The sequence below is a fragment of the Chitinophaga hostae genome (genome assembly GCF_018224885.1).
In the GTDB taxonomy this organism is placed as follows: Bacteria; Bacteroidota; Bacteroidia; order Chitinophagales; family Chitinophagaceae; genus Chitinophaga; species Chitinophaga hostae.
In genome coordinates this window covers 788,132-803,996 of sequence record NZ_JAGTXB010000001.1, presented here as the reverse complement: position 1 = coordinate 803,996, position 15,865 = coordinate 788,132, and the positions used below count along the sequence as shown (strand labels likewise).

The 15,865-nt window shown below is 46.2% G+C and carries 12 protein-coding genes; 7 read left to right on the top strand and 5 right to left on the bottom strand.

Features of this window, described 5'->3' with window-relative positions; genetic code table 11:
- The first annotated feature begins 37 nt into the window (after nucleotides 1-37).
- The 4 genes from KE626_RS03345 (at nucleotide 38) to KE626_RS03330 (ending at nucleotide 7,621) form a co-directional block, all read left to right on the top strand.
- The gene (locus KE626_RS03345; RefSeq protein WP_211971454.1) at nucleotides 38-2,545 is read left to right on the top strand and encodes a bifunctional UDP-N-acetylmuramoyl-tripeptide:D-alanyl-D-alanine ligase/alanine racemase; all 2,508 of its coding nucleotides are present in this window, start codon (nucleotides 38-40) and stop codon (nucleotides 2,543-2,545) included.
- A 60-nt stretch (nucleotides 2,546-2,605) separates the two neighbouring features.
- Entirely contained in the window at nucleotides 2,606-3,265 is a 660-nt protein-coding gene (locus tag KE626_RS03340; protein ID WP_211971453.1) for a lipoprotein signal peptidase, read from the top strand.
- Between the two features lie 495 nt (nucleotides 3,266-3,760).
- Nucleotides 3,761-6,625, top strand: a complete 2,865-nt coding sequence (locus KE626_RS03335) for a TonB-dependent receptor (RefSeq protein ID WP_211971452.1) — start codon at nucleotides 3,761-3,763, stop codon at nucleotides 6,623-6,625.
- A gap of 69 nt (nucleotides 6,626-6,694) precedes the next feature.
- Entirely contained in the window at nucleotides 6,695-7,621 is a 927-nt protein-coding gene (locus tag KE626_RS03330) for a sulfite exporter TauE/SafE family protein (protein ID WP_211971451.1), read from the top strand.
- Between the two features lie 256 nt (nucleotides 7,622-7,877).
- Here the strand turns inward: KE626_RS03330 and fumC are convergent, their stop codons facing one another.
- The 4 genes from fumC to KE626_RS03310 form a co-directional block, all read right to left on the bottom strand.
- On the bottom strand, nucleotides 7,878-9,278 hold the full coding sequence (gene fumC, locus KE626_RS03325) for a class II fumarate hydratase (RefSeq protein WP_211971450.1): 1,401 nt from the start codon (nucleotides 9,276-9,278) through the stop codon (nucleotides 7,878-7,880).
- Nucleotides 9,279-9,418: 140 nt separating this feature from the next.
- On the bottom strand, nucleotides 9,419-10,195 hold the full coding sequence (locus KE626_RS03320; RefSeq protein ID WP_211971449.1) for an enoyl-CoA hydratase/isomerase family protein: 777 nt from the start codon (nucleotides 10,193-10,195) through the stop codon (nucleotides 9,419-9,421).
- 147 nt (nucleotides 10,196-10,342) lie between these two features.
- Nucleotides 10,343-11,176: a hypothetical protein gene (locus tag KE626_RS03315; protein WP_211971448.1), complete on the bottom strand. Its 834-nt coding sequence runs from the start codon at nucleotides 11,174-11,176 to the stop codon at nucleotides 10,343-10,345.
- 88 nt (nucleotides 11,177-11,264) lie between these two features.
- On the bottom strand, nucleotides 11,265-11,684 hold the full coding sequence (locus KE626_RS03310) for a cobalamin B12-binding domain-containing protein (RefSeq protein WP_211971447.1): 420 nt from the start codon (nucleotides 11,682-11,684) through the stop codon (nucleotides 11,265-11,267).
- 152 nt (nucleotides 11,685-11,836) lie between these two features.
- Here KE626_RS03310 and KE626_RS03305 point away from each other — a divergent pair, with 152 nt between their 5' ends.
- The 3 genes from KE626_RS03305 to vapC all read left to right on the top strand — a co-directional run bounded on the left by KE626_RS03305 (nucleotide 11,837) and on the right by vapC (nucleotide 14,234).
- Nucleotides 11,837-13,507, top strand: a complete 1,671-nt coding sequence (locus tag KE626_RS03305; protein ID WP_211971446.1) for a glutamine--tRNA ligase/YqeY domain fusion protein — start codon at nucleotides 11,837-11,839, stop codon at nucleotides 13,505-13,507.
- Between the two features lie 95 nt (nucleotides 13,508-13,602).
- Nucleotides 13,603-13,821, top strand: coding sequence for a type II toxin-antitoxin system VapB family antitoxin (locus KE626_RS03300; protein WP_211971445.1), 219 nt, complete (start codon nucleotides 13,603-13,605; stop codon nucleotides 13,819-13,821).
- Nucleotides 13,818-14,234: a type II toxin-antitoxin system VapC family toxin gene (gene vapC, locus KE626_RS03295; RefSeq protein WP_211971444.1), complete on the top strand. Its 417-nt coding sequence runs from the start codon at nucleotides 13,818-13,820 to the stop codon at nucleotides 14,232-14,234. The genes KE626_RS03300 and vapC overlap by 4 nt, the downstream gene beginning before the upstream one ends.
- Before the next feature lie 45 nt (nucleotides 14,235-14,279).
- Here the strand turns inward: vapC and gltX are convergent, their stop codons facing one another.
- The gene (gene gltX / locus KE626_RS03290; protein ID WP_211971443.1) at nucleotides 14,280-15,809 is read right to left on the bottom strand and encodes a glutamate--tRNA ligase; all 1,530 of its coding nucleotides are present in this window, start codon (nucleotides 15,807-15,809) and stop codon (nucleotides 14,280-14,282) included.
- Nucleotides 15,810-15,865: the final 56 nt, after the last annotated feature.

Sequence of the window (15,865 nt, the reverse complement as noted above, 5' to 3'; positions counted from 1 at the left end):
TTTGCGGCCGCTAAGTGATTATTCAAACCTGATAAACGTGTATAACGCAGCAAGCATCAACAAGACTTTGAAAGGAGAATTGTTGCAAGAGACTGGATTTTCTGAAATTGACCATCTTTTATTGGACAGCCGGAAGCTTAGCTTCCCTGAAACATCTTTGTTCATTTCTTTGGTTAGCCCCCGGCGCAATGCGCACCAATACATTGAAGAATTGTACCGCAAGGGGGTGAGTAATTTTGTAGTGAGTGAGCCTGTGCCGCTGGAAAAATATCCAAAAGCCAATTTCATTCTTGTAAAAGATACCTTACAGGCGCTTCACGCGCTGGTAGCCTTTCACCGGCAGCATTTTAATATTCCTGTTATCGGCATTACCGGCAGTAATGGAAAAACCATCGTAAAAGAATGGCTTTACCAGTTGCTGGAAAAGGATTATAACATTGTTCGCAGTCCTAAAAGCTATAACTCGCAGATAGGCGTGCCACTGTCCGTATGGCAGATGAAGCCTGAGCACCAGCTGGCTATTTTTGAAGCAGGCATTTCACAACCCGGTGAAATGGTGAACCTCGAAAAGATCATCCGTCCTACAATCGGCATTTTTACCAACATCGGAGAAGCCCACAGTGAGGGATTTTTGAATATCCGGCAGAAGATTAACGAAAAGCTGGTATTATTTGCCAAAAGCGATATCCTCATTTACTGCAAAGATTATCTTGCCCTGAATGAATGTGTACTGGCCTTTCATAACCAGGTAGGTAAAAAAGAAAACCAGGAAGGCGGTGGCCCTGAATTATTTTCCTGGTCAAGGAAAACAGATGCCGATCTTCGGGTAATCAGTACAGATAAAAATGATAACCATACCCGTATAGATGCGCTCTACAAGCAGGAGCCGCTGCATTTTACAATTCCGTTTGTAGACGAAGGATCTATCGAAAATGCTATCCACTGCGCCGCGCTGATGCTGTACCTGGGCAAGGATCAAACCGTGATACAGCAACGGATGGACCAGCTGAGCAATATTGCCATGCGCCTGGAACTGAAGCAGGGTATCAATAATTGCTCTGTAATCAACGACAGCTATAGTCTTGACCTCGGTTCGCTGACCATTGCACTGGACTTCCTGCAACAACAGCAGCAACATGCCACCCGTACCGTTATCCTGAGCGATATCCTCCAGAGTGGTAAAAGTGATGCCACCCTTTATGAAGAAGTAGCCGACCTGTTGCAGAAAAAGGGAATCAATAAATTATTGGCCATTGGTAAAAATATTGGCAGGGAAAAGAAAAGCTTTCAACAGGTAGAAGGACTGAAAACACAGTTTTTTACTACCACCGATGAATATATTCAACAGTTTAATGCGGACGATTTTCAGAATGAAACCATACTGGTAAAGGGTTCCCGTATATTCCAGTTTGAGCGTATCGGCAAACTGCTGGAACAAAAGGCACATCAAACGATCCTGGAGATCAACCTCACCGCCATTTCGCAGAACGTAAAGCTGTACCAGTCGATGTTGAAGCCGGATACCAGGCTAATGGCCATGGTGAAAGCATTTTCCTATGGCAGCGGCAGTTTTGAAATAGCCAATCTGCTCCAGTTCCATGGAGTCGACTACCTCGCTGTGGCTTACGCCGATGAAGGAGTGGAATTGAGAAGGGCAGGTATTACCATGCCTATTATGGTGATGAACCCCGAGCCCGCCAGTTTTGACGCCATTCTGCACTGGAACCTGGAGCCGGAAATCTATTCCATGCAGATATTGCTGCAGTTTATGGAAGAAGTGACCGCAGCAGGCAAAATCGATTTCCCTGTTCACATCAAGCTGGACACGGGTATGCACCGGCTGGGCTTTGTGAAAAGCGACATTGCCGAGCTGGCACAGATCCTTACTGCCAGCCCGTTAATGAAAGTACAATCCATTTTCAGCCACCTGGCCGCCAGTGAGGATCCCGCTAAGGACGCCTTTACGCAGCAACAGGGGCGGTTGTTTTATGATATGAGCCATGAACTGCAGAAGGCACTGGGCTATACGGTGATCCGTCATATTGCCAACAGCGCTGCCATTACCCGTCATCCCGACCTTCAGCTGGACATGGTGCGGCTGGGCATCGGTATGTATGGTATCGATAGCAGCAATGGTATACAGGATCAGCTGCGGAATGTAAGCACCCTGAAAACCACGGTGGCACAGTTGAAATACCTCGAAGCCGGTGATACAGTAGGCTATGGCGGTAAATGGGAAGCGAAAGGCCCGTCGGTGACCGCTACCGTACGTATTGGCTATGCTGATGGCTATCCCCGCAGATTGGGGCTGGGTGTGGGAAAAATGCTGGTTCGCGGTAAAATGGCGCCTGTAGCGGGTGTTGTGGCCATGGATATGCTGATGCTGGACGTAACCCATATTCCTGACGTACAAGAGGGCGACGAGGTGATCGTTTTTGGTCAGGACCTGCCCGTGCAGGACCTTTCAGCCTGGGCCGACACCATCCCGTATGAAATATTAACAGGAATTTCACAACGCGTAAAAAGGGTATATTTCCAGGAATAGTGATATTGCAGGCTTCGACTTTGAAATAAACTATTATTTTTGATAAAATTTTAATATCAGTTGAAATATCGTCACGTAGTATTTATCGTTATCCTGATCCTCGCCATTGACCAGACCCTGAAGTTCTGGATCAAAACGCATATGTTCATGCAGCAGGAGTTTGTGATTTTCCCCAATTGGTTCCGGATTCATTTTATAGAGAACGAAGGAATGGCCTATGGGCTTAAGTTTGGAGGCGACTTTGGCAAAATCCTTCTCACCATGTTCCGCCTGGTAGCGGTAGTGGTAGGGTTTGTATATATGAAAAAGCTGATCAGGGAAAAATACAGTACCGGTTTGCTGATCTGTGGCTCGCTGATCCTGGCGGGTGCTGCCGGCAACCTGATAGATAGTATGTTTTACGGCCTCATTTTCAATGACAGCGTAGGTTATGAAGTAGCGAAGTTTATGCCCGCAGGCGGTGGCTATGGCAGCTTTTTGCATGGCAGGGTGGTAGATATGCTGTACTTCCCTATCTATGAAGGCTACCTGCCCAACTGGGTACCATTTAAGGGAGGCGACTATTTCGTTTTCTTCCGTCCGGTATTCAACGTGGCTGATGCAGCCATTTCGACCGGTGTAATCGCCATCCTGTTGTTCCAGAAACGCTTTTTTGGAAAGCATATGCTGCCTAAAACGGCTGAGCAGGAACATCCGGTAGCTAAAGATCATGTAGCTTGAAACAGCTTTTAGCCATTAGCTTTTAGCTTTTAGTTAAATGCAGCGAAATTTGTCTTTCCCAGGATTAGACTGATTTTGATGGTTATAAGATTTTTCTGATATTTTTTGAATTTAAAAGGATTTGGGAAGATATAGGCGAATTTATCCGCTTATGTCTTCCCAAATCCTTTTTAAATCAAAAAATAAATCTTCTAATCATCAAAATCAGCCTAATCCTGGGCAAAATAAATTTCGCGAGGTAAACCAGTCAATACCAGTGAATTAGCCCCCTCCCTGCGGCCGGTTTGCCATTATCCTCCCTGCGATTTTCCAATAAATACGGCCATTTGCTTTGAAATGAAAAATACCCGGACTATATTTGTCTACTAATTCTATAGACTATATGATAATTACATTTACCAAACACATAGTTAATGACCGATGTTGAGGCACGACACCGGTTTACGCTCCCCTTATCAATTTTATCTTTCCAGAATCAATAATGTAGATAACACTATGCAAAAGTTCTTACCTATACTGGCAAAATACCTTTTTGCGATATTGGTATTCAGTCCGGTACTAGTACAGGCACAACTCAATGGATCCTATGTAATACAAGGAACAATTACAGACGATCATGGCGCGGCGCTCCCCGGGGCTTCTGTTCAGATCAAAGGCACCTCCTTTGGCGCACAAACAGATGCCAACGGTCATTTCGAAGTAACCACCAACGCCAAATTTCCGTTGAAACTCGTATTCAGACTGATCGGTTATCAACCACAGGAATTTGATGTAAAAAGCAGCAGCAGCAAAATAGCCATACAGCTATATACGCAGTCGCTGCTTGTAAATGAAGTAGTGGTATCTGCTTCCCGCCAGCAGGAAAAAATGCTGCGCTCACCGGTAGCCATTGAAAAACTGGATATCCGCGCCCTCAAGGAAACACCGTCTTCCACCTTTTATGATGCATTGGGTAACCTGAAAGGCGTACAAATGACCACCGCCGGTCTGACCTTTAAAGTGTTCAATACCCGCGGTTTCAACGTGCCCAACAACTTCCGTTTTATGCAACTGGTAGATGGTGTGGATAACCAGGCCGCTACCCTCGGTGTACCGCTGGGTAACGCCATCGGACCTACGGAATTGGACATTTCCAGCGTGGAAGTAACGCCCGGCGCCTCTTCCGCACTCTATGGCATGAACGCCATCAATGGAATGTCGAACCTTATCACCAAAAACCCCTTCCAATACCAGGGTGTAAGCGTATACCAGAAGGTAGCCGTGAACCATGTGGGCGATGACGGCGGCGCCAAATTACTCACGGAAACGGCTGTACGTTACGCACAGGCTTACTCTTCCTGGTTCGCCTGGAAAGTAAACCTGAGCTACATGCAGGGTACCGACTGGTATGCCGACAACCACAGCGACTTTTCCCCGCAAACAAAAGCCAACCCCGACTTCCCGCAGCTTAGCGGCGCCAATAACATTGCCAACGATGCATGGAACAAATATGGCGACAACTCCAACCTCCAGGTAATTGATAAAGACGGCCGTGCATATAACGTACACCGCACCGGTTACTGGGAAAAAGATATTGTAGGCGACTTCACCGTTAAAAATAAGAAAGCCGATTTCTCCTTCAACTTCCGCTTACCACATAAAGTGGAATTATCAGCCTCTTACCGCTATGGCGAGATGGATGGATTCTTTCAGCGTGGCAACCGTATCGGCCTGCGGGGCGTAACCGTACAAAACGCCAAACTGGAACTGGTACATCCCGATTTCACCGTAAGATCTTATATCTCTATTGAAAATACCGGCAACTCCTACAACATGAACCCGCTGGCTGATAACCTGGAAAAATCCTTCAAGCCTGATAAAAAATGGCTGGCTGATTATACCTCCGGTTTAAACAACGCGCTGACAGCCGGTTCTGACCTGGTAGCTGCACACCAGGCCGCACGCGCCTTTGCAGATGCCGGCAGATGGACACCAGGTACCGCTGCTTTTGATGCACAGGTAGCCAAAATTAAAAGCATTAACGACTGGGATATTTATCCTACTTCCAAAGACCCGACCAACACCAGCGGTGGTGCAGCACTCCTGCAAAAAAGCCGTTTCTATCATACAGAAGGCACCTGGAACCTGCGTAAATACGTGCATTTCGCGGATGTACTGGTAGGCGCAGATTACCGGACCTACGAAATTATTCCCGACGGCAATAACTTCGTGGACTTCTCCCGTCCTGCAGATAAACGTAACACCCCCGGCGGAAAACACATCTGGTACGGCAAATACGGTGGCTTTGCACAGATCAGCAAAACATTCTTCAACGACGCACTGAAGCTCACCGGATCCCTGCGATATGATAAGAACGAACAATTTGATGGAAAAATAAACCCACGCATTGCCGCGGTTTACAGCATCAAAGACAAACATAATTTCCGTATTTCCTGGCAAAATGGATTCCGCTTCCCATCCCTGTTTGAAGCTTACTCCTTCGTAAACAACGGCCAGGTAAGACGTGTGGGCGGTCTTGCCTTTATTGAACAAGGACTCGGCTACTTCAAAAACTCTTTCCTCACCAGCTCTGTAGACGCCTTTGGTGTAGCGGTGAATAAAACCATCAACGCAGAACACATCTCCAAAGATGCTGCAGCTGCAAAAAATGCCGGTGTGCTGAAAGTGGCTAACCTGGACCCGATTGTACCTGAACAGATCACTTCCTTCGAAGCAGGCTACAAAGCAGTGTTGCTGGATAACAAATTGTTTATCGATGTGGATGGTTACTACAGCTCCTATAAGCATTTTATAGGCCAGATCGAAGCGGTGGTACCCAAAACAGGTAATGTTAACAATCCTGATCAAACAGTACTGAACCAGATGCTGGATAAGTCTTTACAAGACCGGTATCGCGTATGGACCAACAGTAAATCTACCGTTAACAACTACGGCTTTGCAGTAGCGGTTACCTACGATCTTTATAAAGGTTACACCGTGAGCGGTAACGCCAACTACAACAAACTGGCACAGGATAAAACAAAAGATGATGCGTTGATACCTGGTTTCAATACACCTGACTGGTTTACCAACGTGAGTATCGGTAACCGCAACGTGATCAAAAATATTGGTTTTAACGTGGTATGGCACTGGCAGAACACTTTCTACTGGCAGAACCTCTTTGGTAACGGCGACGTGCCTTCCTACAATACAGTGGATGCGCAGATTACCTACCGGGTACCAAAAATCAATACCTCGTTTAAGCTGGGTGCTTCCAACATCCTGAACTCTAAATACTTCCAGTACGTTGGCGGGCCAACCATCGGCGGATTATACTACTTATCAGTAACATATGACAACGTGTTCAAAAAGAACAGGTAATAATTCCTTCAACGGTGCGGAACAGGTTTCCGCACCGTTGGTATTTTTAACCCATTCAATATAACTGACATGACTACACGATCAACAGCCGTTGCCGGCACAGTAACCGTCAGGCCGCAGTCCTCCTACAAATGGTGGCAGGTTGCGGGCATATCGCTGATCGTAGTAGCAGCATTGGTAGCTGTATATTACTACCAGGTACCGGATGCAGTACAGGGAAAAGTACAGCAGTTTATTGAATCATTGTTTACCACGGAGTTATTGTTTTATATCGTTGTTGGTTTGTGTGCGCAACTGGTGGATGGCGCACTGGGGATGGCTTACGGAGCTACTTCTTCTTCGTTGTTGCTGGGTTTGGGGGTGTCGCCGTCGGTGAGCAGCGCCAGCGTACATGTGGCAGAGGTGTTTACTACCGGTGCATCCGGGTTTGCGCATTTCAAACTGGGCAATGTTAATAAGAAACTTTTTTTATGCCTGCTCATTCCGGGAATGATAGGGGCTGTTTCCGGTGCCTATCTTTTATCTGACAGGATAGATGGCAATGTTATAAAACCTTTTATCAGTGCATATTTGCTGGTATTAGGCATTATTGTGATCCGCAAGGGTGTGCAGAAAAACAAGCGGAAAAGCAAAACCAAAAGACTGGGACCGCTGGCATTTATTGGAGGATTTATGGATGCCATTGGCGGTGGAGGCTGGGGCCCTATTGTTACATCTACCTTACTGAGCAAAGGCCGCACCGTACAATATACCATTGGCTCGGTGAATGCGGCCGAATTCTTCGTTTCTCTTTCCAGCGCAGCCACTTTCCTGGTATTTACCGGCATCTCCAGCTGGCAGGTGATTGTGGGCCTGGTAATCGGCGGAGTAATAGCTTCCCCGTTTGCCGCTATCCTGGTGCGCAAAATTAAACGCAAGCCGCTGATGATCATGGTGGGGATACTGATCATCATATTGAGTCTAAGAACAATTATTGGAACAGCTTTTAGCTTTTAGCCGTTAGCTTTTAGTAAAAATGCAGCGGAATTTGTCTTTATCAGGATTAAACTGATTTTATTGATGATAGGATTTTTTCTAATGATTTTTTGATTTAAATGGATTTGAGAAGTAGACGAATTTTCTATTCACTTACACCTCCTCCAACCTATTTAATCAAAAAATCATTAGAAAAAATCCTATCATCAATAAAATCAGTTCAATCCTGATAAAGACAAATTCCGCTGCATTTTTACTAAAAGCTAAAAGCTAATGGCTAAAAGCTGTTTCCAACCATCTGCGCCGGCACTACCCATTCATCAAATTCGGCAGGCGTTACATAACCCAGCTTCACGGCCATTTCTTTGAGGGTAGTTCCTTCTTTGTGGGCCTTCTGCGCAATTTCGGCGGCTTTATAGTAGCCGATTTTGGTATTCAGTGCAGTTACCAGCATCAGGGAATTTTCCACATGTTTTTTAATATTAGCTTCAATTGGTTCAATACCTTCTGCGCATTTATCGTTGAAGCTTACGCAGCCGTCGCCGATGAGGCGGGCAGAATGCAGGAAGTTAAAGATCATCACCGGTTTAAACACATTCAGTTCGAAGTGTCCGTTTGCACCGCCCACGCTGATAGCCACATCGTTACCCATTACCTGGGCAGCGATCATGGTGAGTGCTTCGCACTGGGTAGGGTTTACTTTTCCCGGCATAATAGAAGAACCCGGTTCATTGTCGGGAATATGGATTTCACCGATACCTGCACGTGGGCCTGAGCTCAGCATGCGGATATCGTTAGCTATCTTCATTAAACTTACTGCCACCATTTTCAATGCACCATGTGTTTCTACGATGGCGTCATGTGCAGCCAGTGCTTCAAATTTATTTTCAGCAGTAATAAATGGCAGTCCGGTTAACAGGGCAATATTTTTTGCCACGTTCTCGGAATATCCTTTTGGCGTATTGATACCGGTACCTACGGCGGTGCCGCCCAGAGCCAGTTCGCTCAGGTGGGCCAGCGAGTTATTGATGGCTTTTAAACCATGGTTCAGTTGCGCTACATAGCCGCTGATTTCCTGTCCGAGTGTAAGCGGGGTTGCATCCATAAAGTGGGTGCGACCAATTTTCACTACCGTTTTAAAGGCTTCCGCTTTTTTTGCGAGGGTATCGCGCAGTTTTGTAATACCTGGAATTGTTACTTCCATCAGCATTTTATAAGCGGCGATGTGCATCGCAGTAGGGAAGGTATCGTTTGATGACTGTGATTTATTTACGTCATCATTCGGATGCACAAATTTATCCTTATCGGTGAGTTGTCCGCCATGGATCACGTGGGCGCGGTAAGCAACCACCTCGTTCACATTCATGTTGGATTGGGTACCGGAACCGGTTTGCCAAACTACCAGCGGAAACTGATCATCCAGTTTACCTTCCAGGATTTCATCGCATACCTGACCAATCAGATCACTTTTTTCTTTCGGCAGCACACCCGCTTCAAGGTTGGTGATAGCCGCCGCTTTCTTCAGGTAAGCAAATGCCTTGATAATTTCCTTAGGCATTTTGTTAATATCCTGGGCGATCTTGAAATTTTCAATGGAGCGCTGTGTTTGAGCACCATAATAGGCATTTACCGGCACTTTCACCTCGCCCATTGTGTCTTTCTCTATTCTGAATTCCATGACTTAAACTTTTAAGGGTACAAAAGTAAAGAATTACAAATTAGGAATTACGAATTACGGACCGGTGAGGAAACAGTATAAGGTAATCTGCCCTCCAGTCCGTAATTCGTAATTCGTAATTCGTAGTTCGTAATTCTTTCCTATTCTCCGGTAAAATTCGGTTGCCTTTTTTGTATGAAGGCAGCGGCGCCCTCTTCTAAATCCTTGGTAGCGAAGCAGGCTCCAAATTCTTTCAGTTCAAGTTCAAAACCGTCCTGGTCCTTATCCATGGCTGCATTCGCACACTTTATTACCCGGGCAATGGCCAGCGGGGCTTTTGTTTGTATTTTTTGTAAGATGGCAATGGCTTTGGGGAGCAATTCTTCGGGCTTTACCACATGATTCACCAGGCCCCAGGCCTGCGCTTCTGTGGCGTTGATCATGTCGCCGGTCATCATCAGTTCGAGTGCTTTTCCTTTGCCGATTAGCTGCGTAAGCCGCTGGGTACCGCCATAACCGGGTATCAGGCCCAGGTTAACTTCCGGCTGCCCAAATTTTGCGTTTTCGCTGGCGATGCGGAAATGACAGGCCATGGCCAGTTCACAACCACCGCCGAGGGCAAAACCGTTTACAGCAGCAATAATAGGTTTGGGGCAGCTTTCTATCCGTTGAAAAATTACGTGCCCTTTTTTAGCCAGTTCCTCGCCCTGTTTGGCAGACAGGGTGAGAAATTCACTGATATCCGCACCGGCTACAAATGCTTTTTCGCCTGCGCCGGTAATTACTGCTCCTTTGATGTCCCTGTTACCATATACTTCATCTACCACCAGCGCCAGTTCGGCCAGCACCTGCTGGTTGAGCGCATTCATTTTTTCCAGGCGGTTAATAGTTACTGTCAGGATGCTGTTTTCCAGTTGTGTGCTTAACGTCTGATACATGAGCTGTATTTTAGTTTATCAATATTAAGCAATATTCAATAACCTAACGAATCAGCCTGACAGGCCCATGCAGGGCTGCCTGTCAAACAAAAAGCCGGTACCAATGTGTAATTGGTTCCGGCCTGCTGACATCAATACTGGAATATCTTAATAGTTTACTTCAAACTCTGTTTTACCGCTTTTCATCTTCATATAGTGCCTTTTTTTCTTCACCTTGAAATAGTTAATACCGCTGAAGTTGTATCCCAGCGTTACAAAGATCAGGTTTGCTTCCAGGTTCTTATAGGGATAAATGGCGTTGCCGCTTTTATCTTTTGTTTTGAAGTCCTGGTTAAAGAAGTTCTGCGGATAATATTGCACCTTCAATCCAAAACCGGGGTTCACACGAACACCGGCAAATAAAGAGGGCATCAGCAGAGCGGTACGGTCGCTGAACCATTCATTGAATTTATGGACCTTGTGACCATCCACAAATTGTTTTTCCTTGTAATTGATAGCCAGGTCAATTTCACCACCGGCAAAGAAGAAAAAGCTGCCACCGGTTACGTCGCCCAGTTTAATACCCAGCGGAATGCCCACTGTATACACCCGCTGCTTCAGTTTCAGGGAGTCGGTTGGTTTGGAGATAAGCCCTATATTCTTGAGATTGAGACCGGTGAAAACGCCAAAGTTTTTGGAAAAGTCTTTATTAAAGTTCGACCCTATGTTGAAAAAGAGGGTAAACCTGGGAATGTTACGCATATGTTCCCCATTTTCCTTCATGGAGGCAAAAGACAACAATGCACCGTTGCCACCATGGGTTACATATACCCCGTCGCGGTGCTTGGGATATTTACCAAAAATGAGGGTGAAGGCGGTTTTTTTCTCAAAAACGGCCGTATCCGCAGCAGCGGGGCTAACTGAATCTTTCTTATCCTGTGCAAACACACTACAACCAAACAGCAACAGTACCAGGGACAGGGGGAGTAACTTCTTATTCATAAAACGGGTTGTGGTTTTTTAGATTTGGTGGATTACTAACCTGAAGACGACCCGGTTTAGAAAATGTTACGGCGTTCCGGAAAAATTTTTAAAAATTTCTGTGAGACGCCACCCAGTTGGTGATATACTCGGAAATATCTTTGGTATTGGTGCCCGGGGGGAATAATTTGCCTACCCCCATTTCCTGGAGGGCTTCCATATCGCTATCGGGGATAATTCCCCCGCCCGTGAGCAGCACATCGTTCATGCCCTTTTCCTTCATCCCGGCAATGATTTTAGGGAATACCGTCATATGGGCGCCCGACAGGATGCTGATGCCAATGGCGTCCACATCTTCCTGCAGGGCGGCGTTTACCACCATTTCGGGGGTTTGACGGAGGCCGGTATATATTACTTCCATGCCGGCATCCCGCAGCGCTGCTGCAATTACCTTAGCTCCACGATCATGGCCATCGAGGCCCACTTTGGCTACCAATACACGAACAGGACGATTTAACGGGTTGACCATACCAATTATCATATTAAGGAAGTAAAGGTAACGAAATAGCCCTTAGCTATTAGCTTTTGGCTTTTAGTTGAATACAGTGGCACTATCTAAAAGCTAATAGCTAATAGCTAACAGCTATTTTCTTACCTTTGCTCTCCAAGATAAAAATCATTATGAGCGAAGAAAGATCTCTCAACTTTATAGAACAAATTGTTGAAGAAGACATAGCAAACGGCGTAAACGACGGTCGTATATTAACGCGTTTCCCACCGGAACCTAATGGCTACCTGCATATCGGGCACGCCAAATCCATCGTATTGAACTTTGGACTAGCCCAGAAATATAACGGTAAAACCAATCTGCGCTTCGATGATACCAACCCCGTAACGGAAGACACAGAATATGTGGATTCTATCAAGGAAGATATCCACTGGCTGGGATTTGACTGGGATAAAGAATTGTATGCCTCCGATTATTTTGAGCAACTGTACACCTTTGCGGTAAATATGATAGAAAAGGGGCTGGCCTATGTAGAAGATGCCAGCGCTGAACAAATAGCCGCCGCCAAGGGTACGCCAACCGTACCGGGTACGCCTACACTGGCCAGAAACCGCTCTGTGGCTGAAAACCTGGACCTGTTTGAACGCATGCGCAAAGGTGAATTCAAAGACGGAGAAAAAACGCTTCGCGCCAAGGGGGACCTGGCCTCTCCCAACATGCATATGCGCGACCCCCTCATGTATCGTATTAAACATGCCCATCACCACCGTACGGGCGACAAATGGTGCATTTACCCGATGTACGACTTTGCCCACGGTCAGAGTGATAGCATTGAAAATATTACCCATTCCATTTGTACACTGGAGTTTATTCCACATCGTCCGCTGTACGACTGGTTTATTAAAGAACTGGAGATCTTCCCAAGCCGCCAGTACGAGTTTGCCCGCTTAAACCTCACGTATACGGTGATGAGTAAACGAAAACTGAAACAGCTGGTGGAAGAAGGTCATGTAAATGGCTGGGATGACCCGCGTATGCCTACCATCAGCGGGTTGCGCCGCCGTGGCTATACGCCGGCCAGTATCCGTATGCTCTGCGAACGTGTTGGCGTACAGAAACGCGATAATATGATCGAGCTGGGCCTGCTGGAATTCTGCATCCGCGAAGAACTGAACAGAACAGCCAACCGCGTAATGGCTGTGTTAGATCCGGTAAAACTGGTGATCACCAACTACCCGGAAGACCTGGTAGAAGAACTCAGCGCCGATAATAACCCGGAAGATGAAACTGCCGGCTCACGTACCCTGCATTTTAGCAACACCCTGTATATTGAGCGGGAAGACTTCATGGAAAATCCACCGAAGAAATTTTTCCGTCTCGGCCCCGGCAACATGGTAAGATTGAAGAATGCATATATTATCAAGGGCGAAAGCTTTGATAAAGATGCCGATGGTAACATCACCACCATCTACGCCACCTATTTGCCCGAAAGCAAAAGCGGCGGCGATCAGAGCGGTTTAACGGTAAAAGGTACTATTCACTGGGTAAGCGCCGCACATGCAGCTACCGCCGAAGTACGTATCTACGACCGTTTATTTACCGCCGAAAATCCTGCTGCTGAAGAAGGCGATTTCAAATCACTGATCAACCCGGACTCCCTGCAGGTGATCAAAGAAGCATTTGTAGAACCAGGCCTGTTACAAGCTAAGCCTGGTGAGCGTTTCCAGTTCCTGCGGAAAGGGTATTTCTCTGTTGACCCGGATAGTACACCCGAGAAAGTGGTGTTCAACAGAACCGTGACGCTGAAAGATGCGTGGGCTAAGGAAAGCGCGAAAGCGAAATAAGGTTTTTTTTGCGATAAAATGAAGGCCGGGCAGTACTGTCCGGCCTTTTTGCGTGTATATTATTGTGTATTTTTATTGATATTAAACCATTCTTTATGGCAAAAGCAAGAAGCAATATAAACCAGGCAAACATAGTAAACTTAAACCCCGAACTGATCAAAGAAGCAATGAAGCTTAATAAAGGAAAGACAAAGGAGGAGGTAATCAATGAGGCGCTCAGAAAATTTATTTTGGGTATTAACCAACGTAAATTTCTAGACTTGCAAGGGAAGATTTACTGGGACGGTGACTTAAACGAAATGCGAGGCAAATGAACCAACCACTTCTCTTTGACACTTCAGTTTGGATTGACTCCATGCGGAAAAAGGTAACTCCCCAAACTGGTTTACTAAACTATTATCTAAAAAATGGATTTGAGATTCCTGTTATTCCCATTGTTTTGCAAGAGCTTCTTCAAGGAATAAGAGATGATCTCCAATATCGGAAAACAAAAGAAGTAATGCGTCGTTTTACGCGGTTGGAAATCGCACCAATGGCTACAGCGATAGGCGCTTCAGCGCTATTTCGGACACTCCGCAAGAAAGGCGTCACCATTCGCAAAAGCAATGATTGCATCATTGCGTTCTATGCAATGAGCTTTGACTTGGAGGTAGTCCACAACGACAGTAACTTTGACCTGATCAGCGCCCACTCTGCACTAAAAACCTGGCAAAATAATAAAGGCTAAACGGTCTTCATCGTTTAGCCTTTATCTATATAACTACTAACAATACTACTTAAAAGCTTCCAGTCCTTTTGCAATCCTGTTTTGTGTTTCCGCTATACCTAATGTAGCAACGATATCAAAAACAGGAGGACCAAATTTGCCACCGGTCAGCATAATGCGGAAAGGCAGCTGTACATCACCCATTTTCAGATTTCTTTCAGCAGCCAGGGCTTTGAACGCAACTTCCAGATCTGCAGCAGGAGCAGTGGTTAAGCTGTTCAGCTGTGCAGACCAGGCGTTGAAGAATGCTTCTTTATCTGCATTCCACTTTGGTTTTACAGCAGCTTCATCATAGCTGGCAGGGCTTTGGAAGAAAAAGAAACCGTGGTCCCATATTTCATTTACAAAGTAACAACGTTCTTTCACCAGGCCTGCCACGGTAGCAACATAAGCAGGATCTGCGCTCACACCTTTTTCGGCGAGTACAGGCTGGAAAAGGGCAGCCAGGGTTTCATTGTCTTTATGATGAATATACTGATGGTTAAACCACTTTGCCTTTTCGTAATCGAACTTGGCGCCGGCTTTATGAACGCGTTCCAGGGAAAATTTCTGAATCAGTTCTTCGATAGAAAATATTTCCTGTTCGGTAGCGTCGTTCCAACCGAGCATGGCCAGCATGTTAATGAATGCTTCCGGCAGGAAACCCAGTTCCCGGAAGCCTTTGGTCAACTCGTTGGTTTTAGGATCCATCCAGTTCATGGCATAAACGGGGAAGCCTAAACGATCGCCGTCACGTTTGCTGAGCTTACCATTGCCATCAGGTTTCAGGATCAGCGGCAAATGCGCCCATTGCGGCATATCTGCTTCCCAGCCCAGGTATTTCCAGAGCAGGAGATGTACCGGCGCTGATGGCAGCCACTCTTCCCCGCGGAAAGCATGGGTGATCTTCATCAGGTAATCATCAACTACCACTGCGAGGTGATAGGTAGGCATACCGTCTGCTTTCAGCAATACTTTATCATCTACCTGTGATGTGTGAAAAGTCACTTCCCCTCTTACGAGATCGGTAAAAGTGATGTCTTCATTGGCAGGCATATTTATCCGGATCACATGCGGTGTATTTTTCGCAAGTAAATCCTGTACTTCCGCATCAGGCAGGGTGAGGGAATTGCGCATTTTTTCCCTTACCAGGTGATTGTATTGGGGAGAATGGTTTTCGGGACCTTTCAGTCTTTCGCGCATACTTTCCAGCTCCTCTGGCGTATCAAAAGCGTAGTAGGCATGACCGGATTTTACCAGCTGCTCTGCATACTGACGATATAATGGTTTACGTTCGCTCTGGCGGTAAGGGCCATACGGACCACCCAACGCAGGACTTTCATCCGGCGTTAAGCCACACCAGCTTAAGCATTCGCTGATATATTCTTCCGCTCCCGGCACATAACGGGTTTGGTCTGTATCTTCAATACGCAGCACAAAATCGCCTTTATGCTGTTTTGCAAACAAATAGTTGAATAAAACAGTGCGCACACCTCCAAGATGTAGGCCACCAGTAGGACTGGGCGCAAAACGCACTCTTACTTTTTTGTGATCCATAGGCGGCAAAGATAAGGATTTAGCTTTTAGCTATCCGGGAGATGCAGGGGGAGATT